Raw genomic sequence first — 22,685 nt, 5'->3', positions numbered from 1 at the left:
GATGAGCTTGTCGTGATGGACAAAACCAGAAGTCATCCAAACGGTGATGAGGAATTTCATGGTCACGTTCGCTGCTGGTGTGACTTGCACAACGATCAGCAATCTGCCCTTAAAAAAGGGGGAATAGTCACCAGCAAGGGAAGGATAAAAAGGTGAGCTATATGAGTGCCCAGTACAGTAAAGAAGAAATCGAAGTTCTATTGAAATCTGCTGAAAGCAATGTGGTTATAGATGCGCTCATGTATTTGTGCTTCAACATCGATGACACAGACTGGATTCAGGATAGGTGCGTCGACGCGATTGAGAACGGGATGAACGAGGATATCAGGGGCTTAGGTATTACATGCATTGGTCACGTAGCTAGAATGTATGCCATGGTTGATAAGAAGAAGGTGATCCCCGTTCTGGAAAGCAAACTCAAAGACGATTCCTTGTCTGGAAGAGCCCAAGACGCTCTCGACGACATTGACACATTTGTCAAATGAGTTGATGGGGTCCGCTACAAGGCGCCAGCAATCACTACCAACCCATCCTTGGCGCGGCGCGCACGACGCACTACCTGTACGAGCCGGGCAGTTTCGTGCCGCTGGCGCAGGCGGTGCGGCGCGAGGCCATCGACCTGCTGCCTGAACCCGCCTGGGAGGGAGACTATGACCTGAACGACGATCCGCTGTGGACCCAGCAGGCCGCGCCGCAGCCGTTCGAGGCGCTCGCCTGGTATCAATGCGACCACCTGGGCACGCCGCAGGAACTGACCGACGAGGCGGGCGAGCTGGCGTGGAGCGTGCAGTACAAGGCGTGGGGCGCGGCGCAGGAGGTTATCTCTAATGCCGCGCGCAGGGCCGGCATCCAGAATCCGCTGCGCTTCCAGGGGAAGTATTACGATCACGAGAACGGGCTGCACTACAACCGGCACCGGTATTACGATCCGAACTCTGGTAGATTCATCAACAAGGACCCCATCGGGCTGACTGGCGGTATCAACGTCTATCAGTACGTGCCTAACCCGGTGCTGTGGGTTGACCCGCTGGGGTTTTCTGCGGCCTCAGATTTACCTCGAGTAAAAGGTAAAAGCGTGTCTCGCGTCGGTTCAATCTTGGACGGCGCAGGCTTCTCAAAGACAAAGGACAATGGCGTAATCCAAACGTGGAAGCATTCGGATGGTTCAGAGGTTAGAGTTCATAAGTACGGGAATAAGTGCCCTTGCACATTCAAATCCGGTAACAATGCACACGTTCACAAAGAAGATCCTGCCGGCAATCAGCTCAATGATCGTGGGACAGTATCGCTCGATCTGAACCAAACACACATTGGCATCAGGAATCCCGCCGATTTACCCACTGTTCGAGGGAGGGCACACGGATCATGAGCTACGAGTACAAGCTAATCTTTGATGACGCGTCTGCGGCGCAAGAGGTCATTGCTACGCTGCAGGCGAGCAAGGCTTGCGTCGCGACGCAGGGAAGGCATGTCGACCTGAAAGACCACGCCTTGAATAGTCAGGCGGACTATGATGTGCGCCTGACAGCGGAGGACGAAGGGTCAATTTGGCTCGCGGTTAACTTCAAATCTCTCAATCTGTACCGTTTAGTTCGGGAGGCGCTGAGCGGTAGAGGCTTCAGATGTTTCGAAGACGGGGATCCAGATGACGAAGTCGAGCTTAAAGAGGTCTTTCGTATCAAAGGGGATTCGTGACGAGACCTTCAGGGGCAATACTTCGACCACGAGAACGGCCTGCACTACAAACGGCACCGGCAATATGAGCCGGTGTCGGGGCGCTTCGTCAGCAAGGACCCGATTGGGTTATTGGGCGGCTGGAATGCCCATCAGTACGCGCCTAACATTGACCCGCCAGGCTTGACAAACTGCCACCTCTATCGCGGTGTGAGCGCAAAGGATTCCGCGATTGAAGCGGCCAAGAAAGGGATCGTTGGATCGTGAAGCCTGCGAATCCAAACGCGAAGCTATCACCCGAAGCACATGCGGAAGGTGGGCTGACTGGGGAAAGCCAGTATGTTTCGTGGACTCCCAACAAGGATCTCGCACTGAGTCACGCGAATAAAGACGGCCCGGCGGGGCTCTGAGTGTTCCAACAGGTGCGCCAGCCAAAGGGGATTCCTGGGCATGGGGATGGGGATGGCGATAGGCACACATTAACGATTGGGGGGAGACTGAGATGACCTGAACCGCCGCGTCCCGCGGCGAGCGCGCGGCTCAGAACATCAGCGGCCGCTGCGCTGCATCCAGCCCACCGTCGATGAACACCACATTGCCGTGCATGTAGGCCGCCTGCGGCCCGCACAGGAAGGCGATCAGCGCGGCCACTTCCTCAGGCTGGGCGCGCCTCCCCAACGGCGGCAGGAAATCGCGGATGGCGTCGCCATAGCGCGGATCCTTCAGGCCGGCCTGCAGCAGCGGCGTTTCCACCGCGCCCGGCGCGACCACGTTGAGGCGCACGCCGGCCTGGCCCCACGCGGCGGCACGTTGCCGCGCGGCCGCCGCCACCGCATGCTTGGAACTGGCATAGGCAATATAGCCAGCCTGGTCCCGGGTGGCTTGCGCCGCCGCGGCGGCTGCCACCATCGCGCGCACGCCGGGCTCGTCGCCGGAAAGGTAGGCATCACGCAGCGGGCTGCCCTCCCAGGACTGGAGCGTGGCCGAATTGGACGATACCACTACGGCGCACGGATCCGAGCCCTGGCGCAGCGCCTCGAACAGGCCATCCAGCAGCGCCACCACGCCGAAGTAGTTGACCGATGCCACCAGCGTGGCGGGTTCGACATGCGGGCCCAGGCCGGCGCAGCAGACCAGCTGGTCGATGCGGCCGCCCGACCGCGACAGTACGGCGTCGATCGCGGCAGCGCGGCCCTGCTGGCTGGACAGGTCGGCAACGATGTCGGCATCGCGCAGGTCGATGCCGATGACCCGGCAGCCGTCGGCGAGCATGCGCTGGCGCACGGCCGCGCCCATGCCGGACGCGGCTCCGGTAATGACGACGGTTTTCATGGTGCGAGGTTCCGTGGAGGTTGCCATCAGGCCTCGAACACATGCCGCAGCGCCGGCGGCTCGATATTGCCCGGGTTCAGCTCAAAGATGCGCCGTGCCACGCTCGACGGCCGCACCTGCTCCACGTCGGTGTAGAACTGCTGGTACCAGTCACGCATCTGGTAGATGGGCCCGTCGCCTTCGCACAGCAGCGGGTTGTCGATGCGGATCTTGCTGTCCCAGATCGCCACGTCCTCGTAGAAGGCCTGTTTGGCCTGCTCCACATAGGCTTGCGCCATGGCACGGTTCTGCTCCTCGGACAGCCCCGGGATCTTCTTCACCAGCACGCCGTAGCGCAGCGCAAAGCTGTTGAGGTCGATCGGCACATGGCAGTTGAGCAGGATCGAGTGGATCTGCTGGTCGCCCATCTGTCCGATCATCTCGGTGATGTGGTACGCGGGCCCGAAGTACGTGGACAGCGCCGTCAGCTGTGCATCGCCCGAGAGCCGGGCACTGCGCCCGATCATCAGCTGCGTGGCCTTGTGGTCTTCGAACAGGTTGGCAAAGTAGTCCACCGGCGCGCCATGGACCGTGCCGAAATGCGCCATGTCGGAGATGTTGTCGACCAGCTCGCGGCAGTTGGTCTGGATCACCATCTCGTCGATGGCCCAGTCCGACCACTCCGGCGAGAAGCAGGCCTCGATGCGCGGAATCGCCACCTCGGGGGGTGCCGGGCGGCCTTCGGGATCGTGCCAGATGAAGAGCAAGCGGTTCTGCTCGCAGGTCTCCCAGGCGCCGACACGGGCCTTGGGCGGCACCCGCTTGCAGTAGGGAATGGACTTGCAGCCACCGTCGCCGCCCCACTGCCAGCCGTGGAACGGGCAGACCAGGTTGTCGCCCTGCACGGTGCCGGTGCTCAGGTCTGCGCCCATGTGCGGACAGTAGCCGTCAATCACGCGAATCGCGCCGGTCGAGTCGGCAAACGCGGCCAGGCGCCGGCCGAAGATATTCAGCGTGTGCGGCACGCCGTCGCGGTAGCCATCGGCAGGGCCGAGGCAATGCCAGCCGCGCGCGTAGCGGGCCTCGAGCGGGCGTGATTCGATCTTGTAGCCGGCCTTGTAGCCAGTCTGGTTGCCGTCAGCGGTCATGGCGTCTGTCTCCTTGAATTCCCGTGGGACCTTCAAGATAAGAGCGTCTGGCCGGCGGCTCATCGTCTCATCGGACTACTGCAGCGCGGCGGCAATCCTGGTCAGCGCCGGATCATTGCCCGGGCCATGCACGCAACTGACGCCCGCCGGATCGTAGATCCGGGCCACGCAGCCATTGCAGCTGTCACAGGCCGAATGCGCCACCGCGCCGCTGCGCCAGTTGGCGACCAGCGCGGGATCATGGATCAGCGCGCGCGCCAGCGCGACACAGTCGAAGCCCTCTTCCATCAGCTGCGCGACATTGCCGATCGACTTGACGCCGCCGATATAGGCCAGCGGCATGCGCACCGCCCGCCGCACCACGCGCGACGCCTCCAGGAAGTACAGCTCGCGAAAGGCCAGCGCGCGCGGCGTGCGCTTTTCCAGCATGGTGATGCCGAAGCGCGCCACCGCGGTCGGCGCGGCGGCCTTCATCTGCGCCGTGGGCATGGGGCTGCCGAACAGCGCCCACGGGCTCTCGACGTTGCGCCCGCCGCTGAGGGTCAGCAGGTCGGCGCCTTCCGCCTCCAGCAGACGCGCGCTCACGGCGGAATCCGCGGGCTCGTTGCCGCCCGGCACGCCGTCGCTGACGCTCAGCTTGCAGCAGACCGCCAGCTCGGCGCCGACCGCGTCCTTCACCTGGCGCAGTACCGCGGCCGGAAAGCGGGTGCGGTTCTCCACGCTGCCGCCGAACGCATCGCGCCGCCGGTTGCTCAGCGGCGACAGGAACTGGTTGAGCAGGTAGCCGTGGCCCATGTGGATTTCCACCGCGTCGAAGCCGGCTTCGCGCGCCAGCCGCGCCGCCGCGGCAAACTGGCCGGCAACGCGCGCCATGTCCGCCTCGCGCATGGCACGCTGGAAATACACGCCGTGCAGCATGCCAAAGGCATTGAGTCCGGATGAAGCGCTGCCTGGCGCACGGCTGCCGCCGTGGCGCATGGTGGTGAACGAGCCCGCATGGGTGATCTGCAGGCAGGCCGCCGCGCCTTCGCGATGCACGGCATCGGTCAGCACGCGCAGGTGCGCAACCTGCTCCGGGCGCATGCTGAGCTGGTGCGAAAAAGTCAGGCCGTCGTCGGCCACCGCCGCATACGCGACCGTGGTCATGCCCACGCCGCCCGCGGCAAGCTCGCGGTGGTGCCTGACCAGCGCCTCGGTCGGCAGGCCCTGCGGCGTCATGCCCTCGTTGGCGCCGGCCTTGATAATGCGATTGCGCAGCGTGAGCGGGCCGATGCGGACCGGCGTGAATGCCGCCGCCGCGTAAGCCTGGTGATCGTGCATGCTGTCTCTCCGGGCCATCGGCCTTACACCGCGTCGGATTTCAGGGCGTGCGCCGGCGGCACCGTCTCGCCGCGCGCGGCGCCACCGGCACCACCGGCGGCCACGCGCGCACGCTCCTCTTCCTCCACGCCCAGCCACGCAGCCAGCGCCGGCAGCAGCGACACCGCGCCGAACAGGTTCACCAGGAACATGAAGGCCAGCAGGATCCCCATGTCGGCCTGGAACTTGAGCGCGGCAAAGGCCCAGGTGCCCACCCCGATGCACATCGTCAGCGCCGTGAACAGCGCCGCCGAACCGCGCTGGCGCATGGCCTCGGCAAAGGCCTGCGGCAGGGCCTGCCCTTCCTCGCGGATCTGGTGCTGGATGCGCTCATACAGGTAGATGCCGTAGTCCACGCCGACGCCCACGCCCAGCGTGATGACCGGCAGCGTCGACACCTTCAGCCCGATGCCAAGCCGCGCCATCAACGCATTGCACAGCACCGACACCAGCGTCAGCGGCACGATGATGCACAGCACCGCGCGCCACGAGCGGAACGTCAGCAGGCACAGCAGCGTGATCGCACCGAAGATCGACAGCAGCATGGTCACTTCGGCTTCCTCCACGGCCTCATTGGTGGCCGCCATCACGCCGATATTGCCCCCGCCCAGGCGGAACGCCACGTTGGGGGTCTTGTCGGCGGCGGTGAAGCGGCGGATCTCGCGGATGATGTGGGCGATGGTGGCGCCCTCATGGTTGGCGGTGTAGATCAGCACCTGGATGGCCTGGCAGTTCGAGGTATTCATGCCGTTGTCCGGGTCAAAGGCCTTGGCGCCCTGGCTCAGGCCCTCGCTGCTGCGCGGCAGCGCCTCCCAGCGCGGGTTGCCCTCGTTGTAGGCGCCGATCACCACCTTGGCCAGCGACGACACGCTCACCACCGACTGCACGCCGGACACGCCGCGCATATGCATCTCGAAGCGTTCCACCGCACTCATCACCGGGTAGTGCAGGCAGCCGTCGTCGAAGCCGGTGGGCTCCACCACCACGGTCAGCGCATCCGAGCCGATGTTGTACTGGCTCACGATGCTGGCGCTGTCGCGGTTGTAGCGCGAATCCGCGCGCAGTTCCGGAGCGCCGCTGCCGACATCGCCAATCTTGAGGCCGCGCGAATCGATGGCACCGGCCGCAAGCAACGCCAGCGCGGCAACGAACACGCCCAGCGCCGGGCCCGGGCGCGCCAGCGCGCCGAACTTCTGCCACAGCCCGCCGGTTCCGTGCGCGCGCCGGGCCTGCGCCGATGCCAGCGCCGACGGCTCCAGCCGCGTGTACGACAGCAGGATCGGCAGGAACACCTTGTTGGTCACGATCATCAGCAGCACGCCCAGGCAGGCGGTGATGCCAAGCTCGCGCACGATGTCGATCTCGATGCGCATGATGACCATGAACCCGAGCGCGTTGGTCAGCAGCGCGACCGTGCCGGGGATGAACAGCTTGCGGAAGGCCGCGCTGGCGCTGTCGAGCGCACCATGTCCCTGCACCACCTCTTGCTTCCAGGCATTGGTCATCTGCACCGCGTGCGAGACCCCGATCGAAAAGATCAGGAACGGCACCAGGATCGACATCGGATCGATGCCGTAGCCCAGCAGCGGCAGCAAGCCCAGCAGCCAGGCCACGGGCAGCAGCGCCACCACCAGCGACAACAGCGTGATGCGCAGCGAGCGCGTGTACAGCCACAGCAGCAGCGCGGTCACGGCGAAGGCCAGCGCGAAGAAGCCCATCACGCCGGCGATGCCCTCTTCCACATCGCCCACCAGCTTGGCGAAGCCGACGATATTGACCTCGACGTCGGTGCCGCTGAATTCCCCGCGGATCTTCTCCAGCTGGCGTGCGACCGAGCCGTAGTCGATGGTCTTGCCGGTGGCCGGATCGGTCTCGCGCAATTCCGCGCGGATCAGCGCGGACTTCAGGTCGTTGCTGACCAGGCGGCCGATCTGGCCAGAGCGCGCCACGTTGCGGCGCACCTTGTCGAGCTCGGCCGGCGCGCCGGAGAAGCGTCCCGGCACCACCACGTCGCCGCGGAAGCCCGCCTCCGTCACCTCGGTGTAGCGCACATTGGGCGTGAACAGCGAGAACACGCGCGAACGGTCCACGCCGGGGATGAAGAAGACGTCATCGGTGGCGCGGCGCAGCTTGTCCATGAAGGCCGCGTTGTAGATGTCGCCGTCGCCCTTCCAGCGCAGGCTCAGCAGCACCGTGTTGGCACCGGAGAAGGTGCTCGCGTACTTGGTGAACACCTGCATGTACGGGTGCTGCAGCGGGATCATCTTGTTGAAGCCGGGATCGAGCCGCAGCCGCGTGGCCGAGACGCCCAGCGCCACGGTCACGGCCAGGCACAGCACCAGCAGCAGGCGGCGCCGCTGCATCAGCAGGCTGGCGCAGGCATCGACAAAGCGGCCCAGGCGGCCGGAAGAATGGGGGCGGTTCATGATCGTTCTCGCATTCGGTAAGCCAGGGTCAGGCAGGGTCAGCGGGGATTGGCGGCGAGCGTGACGCCGGCAAGGCCGCCATTGCCGCCCAGCGCCAGCGTGTCCTTGCCGGCAGGGACCAGCGCGGCCAGGGTCTGCGGGCTGCCGGCGGGCAAGGCGGTGAAGTGGCGCCCGCCATCGGCGGAGATCACCAGCGTGCCGCCCTGCCCGGCCAGCACGATGCGGCCATCGGGCAGTTCGACGCCGCCGAAGAACGAGGTCTTGAGGCCAGTGTCCGCGGCCTGCCAGGTGGCGCCGAAGTCATCGCTGCGCAAGGCGTTGCCGCGCATGCCGAAGGCCAGCCAGGCGCCGTCGCGCAGCGGCTGCACGCCGTACAGCGAACCCTCGTAGGGGGACTTCACCACCTCCCAGCGGCCGCCGCCGTCGGGCGAGCGCAGCACCAGGCCGGCTTCGCCGACCAGCATCAGGCGTCCCTGCCCGTCGCCGGCAATGCCGTTGAGGTGGCGGTCCTGCATGGCCTTGTCGGCGGCCGGCTCCCAGTGCCTGCCCTGGTCGCGCGAGACCAGGAAGCGGCCAAAGCTGCCGACCGCGAACCACGGGCCGCCCGCCTGGGCCCAGGCACCCAGCAGCGGATCGGACGAGCTCGCCTCGAACGCCACCTGCTGCCAGTGGGCACCGCCGTCTTCGGTGCGCAGGATCCAGCCGCTGTGCCCGACCGCCATGCCGTGGCGGCTGTCGGCAAAGGCCACCTGGGTCAGCGCGGCGCCTTGCGGTTGATCCACGGCGGCCGTGCGCCAGTTGCGGCCCTGGTCATCGCTGAACAGGATCTGGCCACGCTCGCCCACTGCCACCAGGCGCTCGCCGGCGCGCGCGATGCCGTTGACCTGCAGGCCGTCCGGGCGCAGCGTCGTGGCCGCGAACGGCGGCAGCGGGCGCGGCGCGAAGGCCCATACCGCGGTGGCGAGCACGGCCAGCGACATGGCGACGCCGATCAGTCGTTTCATGATGTCTCCTCCGGTTGGAGTGATGGCAGGCGGCCTCGTTGCGGGCCGTCCCTGCACGGGCTGCTTGTGATTACAGAACGTCGAACAGCGCGGCGGCGCCCATGCCGCCGCCGATGCACATGGTCACCACCGCCTGCTGCACGCCGCGGCGCCGGCCTTCAATCAATGCATGCGCGGTCATGCGCGCACCCGACATGCCGAACGGATGGCCGATCGAGATCGCGCCGCCGTTGACGTTCAGGCGCGCATCCGGGATGCCCAGCTTCTGCTGGCAGTACAGCACCTGGCAGGCGAAGGCCTCGTTCAGCTCCCACAGGCCCACGTCGGCCGCCGTCATGCCATGGCGCGCGAGCAGCCTGGGCACGGCGAACACCGGGCCGATCCCCATCTCGTCCGGCGCGCAGCCCGCCACCGCCATGCCGCGGTAGCGGCCCAGCGGGCGCAGGCCGCGCCGGCGGGCCTCGTCGGCGCTCATCAGCAGCACCGCGGCGGCGCCGTCCGACAACTGCGAGGCATTGCCGGCAGTGATGTGCTCGCCGGCGGCCACCGCCTGGCCGCCGCTCCAGACCGGCTTCAGCGCCTCCAGGCTGCTGGCCGTGGTATCGGGCCGGTTGCACTCGTCGTGCGCAAGCCGAACGGTCTCGTGGCCGGTCAGCGTGCCGGCCTTGTCGAACAGCGCGCGGCGCGTTTCCAGCGGCACGATCTCGTCATCGAAGGCCCCGCGCCGCTGCGCCTCGGCGGTGCGCTGCTGGCTGCGCCAGGCGTAGGCGTCCTGCTCGGCGCGGCTGATGCCGTAGCGGCGCGCCACCACCTCGGCGGTCTCGATCATTGCCATATAGGCTGCCGGCTGCCGCGCCAGCACCGCTTCGGACTGGGCGCGGTAGCTGTTCTTGTGCTTGGTCTGCGTCAGCGAGATGGATTCCGCGCCGCCGGCGACGATGATGTCGGCCTCGCCGCACTGGATCGCACGGGCGCCCGCCGCGATTGTCATCAGGCCCGAGCCGCACATGCGGTCCATGGTCATGCCGGGCACGCTGTCCGGCAGGCCGGCCGCCACCGCGCACAGGCGGCCCAGGTTGTAGCCCTGGGTGCCCTGCTGCGCGGCCGCGCCGATCAGCACATCTTCCACCTCGGACAGATCCACGCCGGCGCGCTCCACCACCGCGCGCACCACGTGGCCGCCCAGCACCGGGGCCTCGGTGTCGTTGAAGGCACCGCGGAAGGCCTTGCCGATCGGTGTGCGCGCGACGGCGACAATGACTGCTTCTTTCATGCTGGATTCCTGTTCAGAAGTAATAGCGGCTGATGGTCTCGGCCACGCAGGCCGGCTTGTCTCCGCCTTCGATTTCCACGGTCATGCGCACCACCGACTGCACGCCGCCCTGCAAGGTCTCGGCCCGCACCAGTTCCCCCACCCCGCGCACGCGCGCGCCCACGCGCACCGGCGCCGGGAAGCGCACCTTGTCGCAGCCGTAGTTGACGCCCCACTTCATGCCTTCGACCGTTACCAGCTCCGGCAGGAACTGGTTGACCAGCGCCAGCGTCAGGTAGCCGTGCGCGATGCAGGCGCCGTATGGGCCCTGCGCGGCGCGCTGCGGGTCCACGTGCAGCCACTGGTGGTCGCCGGTGGCATTGGCGAACTGGTTGACCTGTTCCTGGGTGATCTGGGTCCAGGCGCTCTCGCCGAGGCGCTGGCCGACGGCGGCGTGGATGTCTTCGGCAGAACGGAAGATTCTTGGCATGTCTGGTTCCTGCGTTGTTCCCGGTCCCAACTGTTTCCCTTCAAGCCCGCTGGCTGCTCACCGGCAGCACCTCGCCCGTCATGTACGAGGCATAGTCGCTGGCCAAAAACACCATCACATTGGCCACCTCCCACACCTCGGCCGCGCGCCCGAACGCTTCGCGCTCGCTGAGCTGGCGCAGCAGGTCGGCCGGCGCCGACTTCTTCAGGAAGTCGTGCAGCGCGATGCTTGGCGCCACCGCATTGATGCGCACGCCAAATTCGGCGGCCTCCATCGCGCTGCAGCGCGTCAGCGCCATCACCCCGGCCTTGGCCGCGGCGTAATGCGACTGTTCCTTCTGCGCACGCCAGCCCAGCACCGAGGCATTGTTGACGATGGCGCCGCGCCGGCGCGCCTGCATGTGCGGCAACATCGCGCGCGTCATGCGGAAGGTGCCGGTGAGGGAAATATCGATCACGCGCGACCACTCGGCATCGTCCATATCAACTAGGCGGCGCGAGCCCCCCAGGCCGGCGTTGTTGATCAGTACGTCGGTGCCGCCCAAGGCTTCTTCGGCGGCGGCCACAAGTGCGCGCACCTGCGCTTCATCCGACACATCGCAAAGCTGGCCATGTATCGCCTGCAAGCCGGTTTCCGCGCGCAGGCGCTCGACCGCGTCTGCCAGCCGCTTCTCATGGACGTCGGAGATCATCAGCGCGCGGCAGCCCTCCTCGGCGCAGCGGCGCGCGGCGGCAAAGCCGATGCCGGCGCCCGCCGCGGCGGTGATGAGCACACTCTTGCCGGCGAGCAACTGATGGCCAGGCACATAGGCCGGGGCGCTGGGGATTTCGGTGTTCAGGGTCATGACTGTCCTCGTGCTTCGCGCGGCATGCCGAGGCCGCGTTCGGCGATGATGTTGAGCTGGATTTCGTTGGTGCCGGCGTAGATGGTGTCGGCGCGCGAAAACAGCGCCATCTGCTGCAGCCGCGTGCGGTGCGTGTCGCCGGCGTCCAGCACATTGGCCAGCGGGCCCAGCACGTCCAGCGCCAGCTGGCCCAGGTCGCGGTGCCAGTTGGACCAGTAGTACTTGTAGATCAGCGCCTCGCGCTGCAGCGCGGTGCCGCCGTCCTGGCCCGCCTGCGCCGCGCCCGCAAGCATGCGCAGCGCATTGGCCCGCATCACGCGCAGGCCGGCCCAGGCGCGCGCGATGCGCTGGCGCACCAGCGCGTCGCGGCTGCTGCCGTTGTCGCGCGCGGCCTGCGCCACCCATTCCAGTTCATGCGTGAACTGCATCTGCTGGCCCAGCGTGGAGATGCCGCGCTCGAAGCCCAGCAGCGCCATGGCGATGCGCCAGCCATCGCCGGGCGCGCCCAGCACATCGGCGGCGGCGGCACGCGCGCCGTCGAAGAACACCTCGTTGAATTCGGCGCCGCCGCCCATCTGGCGGATCGGCCGGATCTCGATGCCGGGCTGGTCCAGCGGCAGCATCAGGAAAACCAGGCCCTTGCTGCCGCGCGAGCCGGGCTCGCAGCGCGCCAGCACGAAGATCCAGTCCGAATCGTGCGCGAGCGAGGTCCACACCTTCTGGCCGCTCACCAGCCAGTCGCCGGTGGCCGCATCGCGCTCCGCCCGCGTGCGTACATTGGCCAGGTCCGAGCCCGCGCCAGGCTCCGAATACCCCTGGCACCAGAACGTGGTGCCGTTCAGGATGCCGGGCAGCAGGCGCGCCTTCTGGTCGTCGGTGCCGAAGGCGACCAGGGTCGGGCCGATCAGCCCCTCGCCGATATGGCCCATGCGGCCCGGTCCCCCTGCCCGCGCGTATTCCTCATGGAAGATCACCTGCTGCATGACCGGCAGCTCGCGCCCGCCATGCGCGCGCGGCCAGCCCAGGCCGGTCCAGCCGCCTTCGGCCAGCCGGCGCTCCCACGCCTTGCGCAGTTCGGGATAGGCCTCTTCGTCGCCGGGGCCGCCGCGGTGCTTCAGGCAGGCGAACTCGCCGGCCAGGTTGGCGGCCATCCATTGCGCGACTTCGGCGCGGAATGCCGCCTCTTGATTCGCTATCATGCTGTCCTCCAGGCGTGCGGGCCATTTGCTGCGAGATACGCCAGCGCCGCGCCGGCACCGCCCAGCCAGTGGCTGGCGGCCTGCGCGCGCTTGAAATAGAGCTGGGGGTCGTATTCCCAGGTGAAGCCGACACCGCCATGCAACTGGATGGCCTCCTGCGCGCAGAAGCGCAGGGCATCGTCGGCGGCCACGGACGCGGCGGCGATGTCGAGGCGGATGCCGGTGCCATCGGCCACCTCGCCCGTTTCCCACGCCTGCGCCGCGCCATACACCGCCGAGCGCGCCGCCTCGACCAGCACCATCATCTGCGCGCAGCGGTGCTTGACCGCCTGGAACGAGGCGATGGCGCGCCCGAACTGGATCCGTTCCGATGCATAGGCCACGGTCAGGTCCAGGCATTGCTGGGCCGCGCCAAGCTGCTCCGCCGCCAGCATCAGCTTGCCGTGCCACCAGGCCTGGGCCAGGCCGAAGGCCGCCGCGTCCGCGCGCGCCAGGCAGGCGCTGGCGGGCACGGGCAGCCCGTCCAGCCGCAGCGCGGCCTGCGGCCGCGTGCGGTCCAGCGTATCGAGCGGCGCCAGCATGCATCGCGCATCCTGTGCCAGTGCTGCCGGTTCCAGCAGGAACAGCGCAGGCACGCCGTCTCCGAGACGGGCCGGCACCAGCAGCCAGTCGGCGCCGGCGGCATCGGCCACCTGGGCGGCGCTGCCACGCAGCACGAAGCCATCCGCGCTTGCCTGCGCGCCAATGGCGACGCCGTCGTACTGCCAGCCGCCATCGTCCGGCAGCACCGCGGCGGCACGCAGCTCGCCACAGGCCAGCCGCTCCAGCCACTGCGCGCTGCCACGCGGACCCAGGCTGGCCTGCAGCCAGGGCGCGGCCACGCACACGGCGGACCAGAACGGCACGCAGGCCAGGCGCTGGCCCAGTTGTTCCTGCAGCAGCACCAGCCCGGGCGCACCCAGGCCGGCGCCGCCCACGGCTTCGGGCAGCGCGATGCCGCACCAGCCGAGTTCGCCCGCGACCGCGTGCCACAGGGCCTCGTCGTGCGCCGGGCCTGCCTCGGTCACGCGCCGCACCGCCGCCGAATCGCTGTACGCGGCGAGGTAGTCGCGCGCGCTGTCGCGGACCATCTGCTGTTCGACGCTAAGGGAGAAGTCCATGGCCGTCGCGCTCAGCTGCCGTAGACCGGCTGGGGCGGCTGCGCCTGCGCCAGCAGTTCCGCCACGGCTGCGCCCAGTTCGGCCGGCTGCCAGCGCGATCCCTTGTCGGTCCTGGGTCCGGTGCGCCAGCCGTCGGCCACCGAGACCATGCCGCCGGCCGCCTCGAACATGCGCCCGTTGACCTGCGCGGACGCGGCGCTGCCCAGCCACACCACCAGCGGCGCGACATTGGCGGGGTCGTAGTAGTCGAAGCCGTCTTCCGGCGCCTGCATCATTTCGGCAAACACCTCCTCGGTCATGCCGGTGCGCGCCGCCGGTGCCAGCGCATTGGCGGTGATGCCATAGCGGCCAAGCTCGGCGGCCTGCACCAGCGTGAGCGCGGCAATGCCGGCCTTGGCGGCGGCGTAGTTGGACTGCCCGACCGAACCCTGCAGGCCCGCGCCGGAGCTGGTGTTGATAATGCGCGCGTCGACGGCGCGGCCGGCCTTGGCGGCATCGCGCCAGCGTTTGGCGAGCAGGTTGGCCAGGCAGAAGTGGCCGCGCAGGTGCACGCGCATGACGTCGTCCCAGTCGGCCTCGGTCAGGCTGACGAACATGCGGTCGCGGCAGATGCCGGCGTTGTTGACCAGCACATGGACCTCGCCGAAGGCCTCGACCGCGGCATCGACGATGCGCTTCGCGGTGGCCAGCTGGGTGATGTCGTCAGCGCTGGCCAGTGCGCTGCCGCCGGCCGCGCGGATCTCCGTGCAGACGGCCTCGGCCGCCTCGCGCCGGATGTCGTTGACGACCACATTGGCGCCCTCGGCGGCGAAGGCCAGCGCATAGGCACGGCCCAGCCCGCCGCCGGCGCCGGTGATGATGACGGTGCGTGCGTCACAGATTCCCATGGCGGTCTCCTTACAAGCGTTCGATGATGGTGACGTTGGCCAGGCCACCGCCTTCGCACATGGTCTGCAGGCCGTAGCGGCCGCCGGTGCGTTCCAGCTCATGCAGCAGCGTGGTCATCAGGCGCGCCCCGGTGGCGCCCAGCGGGTGGCCCAGTGCGATGGCGCCGCCATTGGGGTTGGTGCGCTCGGCCGCGTAGCCGGTCTCGGCCAGCCATGCCATCGCCACCGAGGCGAACGCTTCATTGATCTCGACCACGTCGATATCGGCCAGGCGCAGGCCGCAGCGCTCCAGTGCGCGTTTGGTCGCCGGGATCGGTGCGGTCAGCATCCACAGCGGGTCGTCGCCCAGCACGCTCATATGCGCGATGCGCGCACGCGGCTTGAGCTGGTAGCGCTTGAGCGCGTCTTCCGAGACGATCAGCAGCGCGGCGGCGGCATCCGCGGTCTGGCTGGACACGGCCGCGGTCAGCGAACTGCCGGGCATCAGCGGTTCCAGCGCAGCCATCTTCGCCAGCGTGGTATCGGGGCGCGGGGTCTCGTCATGCTTCACGCCCTCGCACGGCACGATCTCGCGCGCAAAGCGGCCGCCTTCGATGGCCGCGGCGGCGCGCTGGTGGCTTGCCAGCGCGTAGGCTTCCATGGCCTCGCGCGACAGCTTCCAGTGATCGGCAATGCGCTGCGCGGCATGGAACTGCGACACCGGCGCATCGCCAAAGCGCACCTGCCAGCCCTTGCTGCCCGAGAACGGGTCGGCAAAGCCCAGTGCCTGCCCGGCCAGCATGGCCGACGAGATCGGGATCTGGGTCATGGTCTGCACGCCGCCGGCGATCACCACGTCCTGCGTGCCGCTCATCACTGCCTGCGCGGCAAAGTGCACCGCCTGCTGCGACGAGCCGCACTGGCGGTCCACGGTCACGCCCGGCACCGTCAGCGGCAGGCCGGCTGCCAGCCACGCGCTGCGGGCGATATTGCCGGCCAGCGTGCCGATGGTGTCGACGCAGCCGAACACCACGTCGTCATAGTCCTCGGCGGGAATGCCGTTGCGGCGCACCAGCTCGGCCAGCACGAAGCCGCCGAGGTCGGCGCCGTGCATGTGCGACAGTCCGCCCTTGCGGCGCCCGGTGGGCGTGCGCAGGGCATCAACGATATAGGCGTCTTTCATGGTCTTGGTTCTCTTTGGATTCAGGCGAAGGTGGCGCCGGCGCCGATCTCATGCGCGCCGTCAAGGATGTGCGCGCCCATGCGCGCCTTGTGGAAGGCACGGTCGCCCCAGCTTCCCGCCAGGGCCCAGGCCCGCTTGGTGAAGATCTGCAGGTCCAGCTCCCAGGTGTAGCCCATTGCGCCGTGCACCTGGATCGCCTGGCGCGCCGCGCTCCACGCGCAGCGCGCGGCGGCCACGCGGGCGTGCGAGACATGCAGGCCCGCATCGGGCAGGCCGTGCGCCAGCGCGGCGGCGGCGCGCAGCAGCACCGGCCGGGCGAACTCGAGCTGGATCGCCACGTCGGCCAGCAGGTGCTTGACCGCCTGGTAGGCGCCGATGGCCTTGCCGAACTGCTTGCGCTGCGCGCTGTAATCGATCGCCAGGTCCAGCATGCGCTGGGTCAGGCCCAGCTGCTGCGCGGCCACGCCAAGCGCGCCGCGGTTCAGCGCGCTGTTCCACAGGCCGCTGCCGGACGGGATCAGTTCGGACTCCGCGGCCGGCGTCCACGCCAGCTCAAACAAGCGGCGCGAAGGATCGAGCCCGGTGCGCGCCGTCAGCACGGCCTGGTCGGGCCGCAGCAGGTGCACGGCGCCTTCGTGCGCACACAGGATGGCGTCGGCGACATGGGCGTCGGCGACCAGCCGCTCTTGCGGATGCGCCACCGCCACGCGGGCATCGCCGGCGGCGATGCGCTCCAGCAGCGTGGCGCAGCGTTCGTGCGCCGAGGCGTTCGGCGCCGCCGCGAGCGCATCGCGCAGCAGCCCGGCCGCGACCAGCGCAGTGTCCAGCAAAGGCTCGGGCAGCGCAAAGTAGCCGCAGGCCTGCGCCAGCGGCGCCCATTCGACCTCGCCCAGCCCCAGTCCGCCCTGCTCCTGCGGCACCATCACCGCGGTCAGGCCCTGGTTGGCAAGCTGGCGCCACAGCGCGTCGGAGCGGCCGGACTCGGTGGCCCACAGCTCGCGCGTCAGTTCGGGCGTCATCTCGGTCATCAGGAAGCGCCGGATCGCCTCGGCAAACTGCTCCTGCTCTTCGGTCAATGCGAAATCCATGGTGTTTTCCCCGGGTGCCGTCATGCGCGCGGCATGCCGAGCAGGCGCTCGGCGACGATATTGCGCTGGATCTCGTTGGTGCCGGCATAGATCGGCCCGGCCTGCGAGAACAGGAAGCCGTCCAGCCAGTGGCCGAGCGAACCCGGCGGCTGGCCGTCGGGCGCGACCTCTGCCGACTGCCCCAGGATGGCCAGCGCGGTATCGTGCATATGGATGTCCAGCTCGGACCAGAACACCTTGTTCGTGCTCGACTCCGCGCCGATATGGCCGCCGCGCACCAGGCGGCTCGCGGTGGCGTAGGTGGACAGCGTGTAGGCCTCGGCGTCCATCCAGGCGCGCAGCACCGCCTCGCGCAGCGACGGGTCGCGGTCCGCCGCCTCGCGGTTGGCCTGGTACAGCCTGACCAGCGCGCGCGCGGTTTCCTGGAAGCGCGCCGGCGAGCGCAGCATCAGGCCGCGTTCGAAGCCGGCGGTGGCCATGGCCACCTGCCAGCCGGCGCCTTCTGCGGCCAGGCGGTTTTCCACCGGCACGCGCACTTCGTCGAAGAAGATCTCGGCAAAGCCGGTCTGGCCGTTGAGCTGGCGGATCGGGCGCACGGTGATGCCGGGCGTGTCCAGCGGCATCAGGATGAAGGTCAGGCCATGGTGTCGGGTCGAGGCCGGGTCAGTGCGGAACAGGCCGAACAGCCAGTCCGCCCACACCGCCCGCGTCGACCAGATCTTCTGGCCGTTGATCACATAGTCATCGCCCTGCCGGATCGCGCTGCAGCGGATCGCGGCCATGTCCGAGCCTGCGTTCGGCTCGGACCAGCCCTGCGCCCAGACATGCTCGCCCGAGGCCATGCGCGGCAGGAAGCGCGCCTTCTGCGCCTCGGTGCCGAATTCCATCAGCGTGGGCCCGAGCAGGAAGATGCCGTTCTGGTTGACGCGCATCGGCGCGCCGGCACGCCAGTACTCTTCCTCGAAGATCAGCCACTCGATCAGGTCGCAGCCGCGCCCGCCCAGCTCGGCCGGCCACGTGACCATGCTCCAGTGGCCCTGGTTGAGCGTGGCCTCCCACGCGCGGTGCTGGGCGAAGCCCGCTTCGGTATCGAAGCTCGCCAGCGGCGTGCGCGGCACGTGCGCGGCCATCCAGTCGCGCACCTCGGCGCGGAAGGCACGCTGGGCGTCGGTGTATTCAAGCTGCATCGCGCTCTCCCTGCGCAAAGCGGGCTTCGCGGCCTTCGACAAAGGCGGCGCGCGCCTCGCCGGAATCGGCGCTCATGTAGGCCTGCAGCGTGAAGCCCTGTTCCCAGCGGTATTTGTCCTCCAGGTTGCCGTCTTCCACGCCGTTGAGCGCTTCCTTGGCCAGCTGCAGCATGGCCGGGCTCTTGGCGGCGATCTGGCGGGCCAGCGTCATGGCGGCCTCGCGCAACTCTGCGCGCGGCACCACGCGCTCGACCGCGCCCAGCCGGTACGCCTCGGCGGCATCGATCATCTCGCCGGTGAAGTACATCGCCCTGACCTTCTGCACGCCGAACATGCGCTGCAGGTGGGCGCCGCCGCCCATGGCGCCGCGGTCGATCTCCGGCACGCCAAAGCGCGCACAATCTGCGGCCACGATGATGTCGGCCGCGCCGCAGATGCCGATGCCGCCGCCCAGCACGAAGCCGTGCACGGCCACGATGACCGGCTTGGGATTGCGGTGCACGGCGCGGAAGGTGGCGTAGTTGCCGGCGTTGACATCGACGATGCGCTGCGGGTGCGCGGCCAGCTCCTTGATGTCGACGCCGGCGCAGAAGCCGCGGCCTTCGCCGCGCAGCACGATCACGCGCACGGCGGAATCGGTGCCCAGCTGGTCGATCGCGGCGGCCAGCGCATGCCAGCCGGCGCAGTCGAGCGCATTGACTGGCGCATGGTCGATCACCAGTTCGGCGATGCCGTCGGCAGTGTCGATGCGGAACGGCCCGGTCTTTTTGTTCGTTTGCATGGTTTCCTCTGTCTGTGGGTCAGGCCGCTGCAGCCAGTCCGGCGCCAGCCAGCGCCGCAAGGCGCGCCTGTGCCTGCGCGGCCATGCCGGCCACGATCTGCTCGCAGGATTCGATGGCCCGGATCGCCGCTGCCGCCTGGCCGCTGGGCAGCACGCCTTCATCGGGGCATCCCTCCACCATCGCGCGCTGGATCAGCACCGGCGCGTTGGCGGCCATCAGGGTCTGGGCGGCGCTGTAGTCCTGCTCGCGCATCGCGCGCCAGGCGGTGGCCAGCATCTGCGCGCTGCGCATGCCGGTACGTGCCTGCCATTTGCGCGCGGCCGCCAGCGCCAGCCAGGTGCGCCGCAGCGGACCGGCCTTCTCCAGCGCCAGCAGCAGGTCGTTGTCGATCATTCGCTGCGGCAGGCCGTCGATGGCCAGCGATACGCGGATGCTGGCCGGGTCGCGCACCTTGACGTAGCGCTCAAGCGTTGGCGCCGGCACCGGCGATTCGGCCGACATCAGGAAGCGCGTGCCCATGGCCACGCCGGCCGCGCCGTAGGCCAGCGCCGCGGCCAGTCCGCGGCCGTCGAAGAAGCCGCCGGCGGCCACCACCGGCACGCTCACGCTGTCCAGCACCTGCGGCAGCAGCAGCGTGGTCGGTGTGCCGCCGGTATGGCCGCCGCCCTCGCCGCCCTGCACGGTGACCACGTCCGCGCCCAGTTCCACGGCCTTGGCCGCATGCTTGGCCGCGCCCACGGTCGGCATGCAGACCACGCCAGCCGCCTTGAGCTTGCCGATCATCTTCGCGTCCGGGCCGCGCCCGTAGCTGACCGCGCGCAGCCGGTGGCGGATCGCCATCTCGATCACTTCTTCCGCGTTGGGCTGGAACATGTGGAAGTTGATGCCGAAGGGCCGGTCGCTGAGCGCCTTCACGCGCAGGATCTCGCGCTCGACCTCGCCGGGCGCAATGGTGGCGCCGGCCAGGAAGCCGAAGGCCCCGGCATTGCCGCTGGCCGCGACCAGCTTCGCATCCGCCACCCAGCCCATCGCCGTCTGCACGATGGGGTAGCGGCAGCCCAGCAGGTCGCACAGCACGGTGTGCAGGCTCGCGGTGCTCATGCCTTGTCCTCGCCGGTGCGTTGCGAAGCGGCCATGGCGCGCGCGTCATAGCCGCCGAGCTTGTCGCCGCTGACCAGTTCGTTGTGCGCATGGGCGAAGTGGTGCCAGGCAAAGACGGCATCCATCGCGGTGCGCTTGCCCTGCAGGTCTTCCACATGGTTGACCACCTGCTTGGTCAGCGTCAGGCCCAGCCGCGGCATCTGCGCGACCTTGGCGGCCATGCCGTAGGCGGTGTCTTCCAGCGCGTCGCGCGGCACCACGCGGTTGACCATGCCCATGCGCTCGGCGCGTTCGGCACCCATGCGCTCGCCCAGGAACAGGAACTCCTTGGCGATGCGCGGATGGAGCTCGTAGGGATGGGCGAAGTACTCGACGCCGGGAATGCCCATGCGCACCACCGGATCAGCAAAGAAGGCATCGTCCGACGCCACGATCAGGTCGCAAACCCACGCCAGCATCAGCCCGCCGGCGATGCAGGCGCCATGCACCATGGCGATGGTCGGCTTGGGCAGCTCGCGCCAGCGCCGGCACATGCCCAGGTAGACCTCCTGCTCGCGGGCATAGAGGAACTCGCCGCCCGGCTTGTTGACATGGTCATACCAGAGCGAGGCGCGCTCGAAAGTTTCATTGATGTCGCGCCCGGGCGTGCCGATGTCGTGCCCGGCCGAAAAATGCTTGCCGGCGCCGCGCAGCACGATCACCTTGACCGCGTCGTCCGCGGCGGCGCGCCGGTAGGCCTCGTCCAGCGCGTAGGTCATCTTTGAGTTCTGCGCGTTGTGAAACTGCGGCCGGTTCATGGTCACGGTGGCAATGCCGTCCGCGACCTGGTAGAGCACCTCGGCATTGGGGCCAAGGCTGATGGCTTCGGTAGCTGGCGTTGTCATGTCGGCCTCACACGCGTCCGGAAGGATTGCCGCGCACGATGGCCGCGCGCAGGTTGTGCGGATCAAGCTGGGTGATCAGCCGCAGCTCTTCCGGTGTCGGCGGCGCCGTCTCCGGCAGGGCCTCGCCGGGCGTGTTCGCCAGCGCAAAGCCGGTGGCCGCCTGTACCTGGTCGAAGCTCGCCCCCGGGTGCAGCGAGCGCACGCGGATGGCATGGTCAGCCCCCCTGAAATCCATCACGCACAGGTCGGTGACAATCACGCGCAGGTCAACGAAGCTGCGCATGCCCTCCAGCCGGCGGGCCGGGTTGTAGCCGGCGCTGCAGACCATGTCGACTTCACCGGCGACGAACGCGCGCGTGCTGTGCGCCGGCACGAAGAAGGAGTTGGCGTGGTGGATGCTGTTGCCGGGAAAGCCGCGCGCGCCCAGCAGCTGGGTCTTGGGCTGCGCATGGGTGCCGCCCAGGCAGGAGATATTGGCCTGGCCGAAGCGGTCGATCTGCGTCGGCATCACCAGCGCGTGGCGGCGCCCGCCCCACAGGCAGTCGAACACGCGCGAGTAGCCCATCCAGCCGCTGACGCGCACCTTGTAGCCGGGCTCGCGCGGGCCCAGCGGCACCGGCGTTTCCACCAGGTAGGCCTCGCCGTCGGTCAGCAGCAGGCCCGGGTTGTGCGCAAGCCGCGCCAGGCCGGCGGCGATGCGCGGGCCGGTGCCGATGCCGGTGGCCAGCACCTCGCCGTCGTCGCGCCATGCGCGGGCGGCGGCGGCAATCATCAGCTCGGCGCGGGTGAATTCATAAGTGGCGCTCACGGTCGCTCCTTGGGTTGGCGGGTTCAAAGTACCGGCAGCGGCAGGTCGTGCACATGGCCGAGGCCGCCGATGCGCTCTAGGTAGGCCGCTTCGCTCGCGCCCACCACCTCGTCGCGCCAGGTGCGGAAGCCGTCCTCGGCCTCGGCGCTGGCGCAGTACGCCTTCAGCGCAGGCAGGTCCCAGCCGTAGGCCGGCGCACAGGAAGTGGGATGGGCGCCGCCGGGTGCGTGCACCACGCCGCTTACCAGCGAGCGCTCGAAGGCGTTGTTGCGCGCGCGCGCCAGGTCTTCATCCTCGAGGCGCGGGTGCAGTGTTTCGCAGCTCACATAGCAGCGGTGCGCGGCGCGTGCGAACCATTCATCGAAGAACGGATCGGGGCCGTCGATGCGGGTGTTGCCGAGCACATCGCTGTCGTTCACGTGCAGCAGCGCGGCATCGAGCGCGATCGCCGGCATCGCCACCAGCACTTCGCCGTCGGCATAGGGCGAACGCACCGTCTTCAGCTGGGGGTTCATGTCCAGCACGTCGGTGCCCAGCGCGGCGCGCGTCGGCAGGAACGGCAGGCGCGCGGCCGCGGCGCGCAGGCCCAGCTGCAGCATGCCTTCGTCCAGCTCCGTCACTTCCAGCACGCCGCGCTCGCGCGCCTGGCGGAAGTAGGGCTCGAGCGGAATCACGTCGAGCGAGACGAAGCCGAACACCAGCCGGCGCACCTTGCCGGCCGCGCACAGCATGCCCACCTCGGGGCCGCCGTAGGCGACCACGGTCAGGTCCTTCAGCGGCGAGCGCAGGATCTCGCGCACCAGCGCCATCGGCTTGCGGCGCGGGCCCCAGCCGCCGATGCCGATGGTCATGCCATCGGCGAGCTGGCCGACCACGTCGGCCGCGCTCATGGTCTTGTCGATTGTCTTGGTCATGGTGT

Annotated in this window: 22 protein-coding genes and 1 pseudogene; 4 read left to right on the top strand and 19 right to left on the bottom strand. The window is 68.6% G+C overall.

The features are described from left to right. The first annotated feature begins 161 nt into the window (after positions 1-161). From AC3WLE_RS19245 to AC3WLE_RS19230, 4 genes and pseudogenes are all read left to right on the top strand, one after another. Entirely contained in the window at positions 162-485 is a 324-nt protein-coding gene (locus AC3WLE_RS19245; RefSeq protein WP_492356699.1) for a hypothetical protein, read from the top strand. Positions 486-580: 95 nt separating this feature from the next. Beyond that, complete coding sequence (locus AC3WLE_RS19240) at positions 581-1,369, top strand: RHS repeat domain-containing protein (RefSeq protein WP_492356698.1); 789 nt, start codon at positions 581-583, stop codon at positions 1,367-1,369. Beyond that, positions 1,366-1,695 (top strand): hypothetical protein, encoded by a 330-nt coding sequence (locus AC3WLE_RS19235; RefSeq protein WP_492356697.1) that lies wholly within the window; start codon positions 1,366-1,368, stop codon positions 1,693-1,695. The genes AC3WLE_RS19240 and AC3WLE_RS19235 overlap by 4 nt, the downstream gene beginning before the upstream one ends. A 21-nt stretch (positions 1,696-1,716) precedes the next feature. After that, positions 1,717-1,941, top strand: a pseudogene (locus tag AC3WLE_RS19230) (RHS repeat-associated core domain-containing protein); the annotation flags it as partial. Between the two features lie 273 nt (positions 1,942-2,214). Here AC3WLE_RS19230 and AC3WLE_RS19225 read toward each other — a convergent pair. The 19 genes from AC3WLE_RS19225 to AC3WLE_RS19135 all read right to left on the bottom strand — a co-directional run bounded on the left by AC3WLE_RS19225 (position 2,215) and on the right by AC3WLE_RS19135 (position 22,680). Then, positions 2,215-3,006, bottom strand: coding sequence for an SDR family oxidoreductase (locus AC3WLE_RS19225; protein ID WP_492356696.1), 792 nt, complete (start codon positions 3,004-3,006; stop codon positions 2,215-2,217). Between the two features lie 26 nt (positions 3,007-3,032). Next, positions 3,033-4,133 carry a 3-ketosteroid-9-alpha-monooxygenase, oxygenase component gene (locus tag AC3WLE_RS19220; RefSeq protein ID WP_492321113.1) on the bottom strand — a complete coding sequence of 367 codons (1,101 nt, stop codon included), beginning with the start codon at positions 4,131-4,133 and terminating at the stop codon, positions 3,033-3,035. 75 nt (positions 4,134-4,208) lie between these two features. Beyond that, on the bottom strand, positions 4,209-5,390 hold the full coding sequence (locus AC3WLE_RS19215) for an NADH:flavin oxidoreductase (RefSeq protein ID WP_492321147.1): 1,182 nt from the start codon (positions 5,388-5,390) through the stop codon (positions 4,209-4,211). Positions 5,391-5,476: 86 nt separating this feature from the next. After that, positions 5,477-7,918, bottom strand: coding sequence for an efflux RND transporter permease subunit (locus AC3WLE_RS19210; protein ID WP_492321112.1), 2,442 nt, complete (start codon positions 7,916-7,918; stop codon positions 5,477-5,479). Positions 7,919-7,956: 38 nt separating this feature from the next. Continuing rightward, a complete protein-coding gene (locus AC3WLE_RS19205; protein ID WP_492356695.1) occupies positions 7,957-8,922 on the bottom strand; it encodes a WD40/YVTN/BNR-like repeat-containing protein in 966 nt (321 codons plus the stop codon). 70 nt (positions 8,923-8,992) lie between these two features. Then, entirely contained in the window at positions 8,993-10,195 is a 1,203-nt protein-coding gene (locus AC3WLE_RS19200) for an acetyl-CoA C-acyltransferase (protein WP_492356694.1), read from the bottom strand. Positions 10,196-10,208: 13 nt separating this feature from the next. After that, complete coding sequence (locus AC3WLE_RS19195; RefSeq protein ID WP_492321109.1) at positions 10,209-10,664, bottom strand: MaoC family dehydratase; 456 nt, start codon at positions 10,662-10,664, stop codon at positions 10,209-10,211. Between the two features lie 40 nt (positions 10,665-10,704). Then, positions 10,705-11,508, bottom strand: a complete 804-nt coding sequence (locus AC3WLE_RS19190; RefSeq protein WP_010813970.1) for an SDR family oxidoreductase — start codon at positions 11,506-11,508, stop codon at positions 10,705-10,707. Further along, the gene (locus AC3WLE_RS19185) at positions 11,505-12,707 is read right to left on the bottom strand and encodes an acyl-CoA dehydrogenase family protein (protein WP_492356693.1); all 1,203 of its coding nucleotides are present in this window, start codon (positions 12,705-12,707) and stop codon (positions 11,505-11,507) included. The genes AC3WLE_RS19190 and AC3WLE_RS19185 overlap by 4 nt, the downstream gene beginning before the upstream one ends. Further along, positions 12,704-13,867, bottom strand: a complete 1,164-nt coding sequence (locus tag AC3WLE_RS19180; protein WP_492321107.1) for an acyl-CoA dehydrogenase family protein — start codon at positions 13,865-13,867, stop codon at positions 12,704-12,706. The genes AC3WLE_RS19185 and AC3WLE_RS19180 overlap by 4 nt, the downstream gene beginning before the upstream one ends. A gap of 11 nt (positions 13,868-13,878) precedes the next feature. Further along, the gene (locus tag AC3WLE_RS19175) at positions 13,879-14,754 is read right to left on the bottom strand and encodes an SDR family oxidoreductase (RefSeq protein ID WP_492352576.1); all 876 of its coding nucleotides are present in this window, start codon (positions 14,752-14,754) and stop codon (positions 13,879-13,881) included. A gap of 10 nt (positions 14,755-14,764) precedes the next feature. Continuing rightward, positions 14,765-15,916: an acetyl-CoA C-acetyltransferase gene (locus AC3WLE_RS19170; RefSeq protein ID WP_492356692.1), complete on the bottom strand. Its 1,152-nt coding sequence runs from the start codon at positions 15,914-15,916 to the stop codon at positions 14,765-14,767. 20 nt (positions 15,917-15,936) lie between these two features. Beyond that, a complete protein-coding gene (locus tag AC3WLE_RS19165) occupies positions 15,937-17,004 on the bottom strand; it encodes an acyl-CoA dehydrogenase family protein (RefSeq protein ID WP_492321104.1) in 1,068 nt (355 codons plus the stop codon). 20 nt (positions 17,005-17,024) lie between these two features. Beyond that, positions 17,025-18,191, bottom strand: a complete 1,167-nt coding sequence (locus AC3WLE_RS19160) for an acyl-CoA dehydrogenase family protein (RefSeq protein WP_492321103.1) — start codon at positions 18,189-18,191, stop codon at positions 17,025-17,027. Continuing rightward, a complete protein-coding gene (locus AC3WLE_RS19155; RefSeq protein WP_492321102.1) occupies positions 18,181-18,972 on the bottom strand; it encodes an enoyl-CoA hydratase family protein in 792 nt (263 codons plus the stop codon). The genes AC3WLE_RS19160 and AC3WLE_RS19155 overlap by 11 nt, the downstream gene beginning before the upstream one ends. A 19-nt stretch (positions 18,973-18,991) precedes the next feature. After that, positions 18,992-20,074 carry an NAD(P)H-dependent flavin oxidoreductase gene (locus AC3WLE_RS19150; RefSeq protein ID WP_492321101.1) on the bottom strand — a complete coding sequence of 361 codons (1,083 nt, stop codon included), beginning with the start codon at positions 20,072-20,074 and terminating at the stop codon, positions 18,992-18,994. Beyond that, positions 20,071-20,958: an enoyl-CoA hydratase gene (locus tag AC3WLE_RS19145; RefSeq protein ID WP_492356691.1), complete on the bottom strand. Its 888-nt coding sequence runs from the start codon at positions 20,956-20,958 to the stop codon at positions 20,071-20,073. Before AC3WLE_RS19145 ends, AC3WLE_RS19150 begins: the two co-directional genes overlap by 4 nt. A gap of 7 nt (positions 20,959-20,965) precedes the next feature. Then, positions 20,966-21,766, bottom strand: a complete 801-nt coding sequence (locus AC3WLE_RS19140; protein WP_492321099.1) for a CoA-transferase subunit beta — start codon at positions 21,764-21,766, stop codon at positions 20,966-20,968. Between the two features lie 23 nt (positions 21,767-21,789). Beyond that, complete coding sequence (locus AC3WLE_RS19135) at positions 21,790-22,680, bottom strand: CoA transferase subunit A (RefSeq protein ID WP_492356690.1); 891 nt, start codon at positions 22,678-22,680, stop codon at positions 21,790-21,792. Positions 22,681-22,685: the final 5 nt, after the last annotated feature.

This window comes from Cupriavidus sp. FW306-1B-F12B, assembly GCF_058781795.1.
The sequence above is the reverse complement of the archived record's forward strand: the minus strand, read 5'-3'. Positions and strand labels throughout refer to the sequence as shown.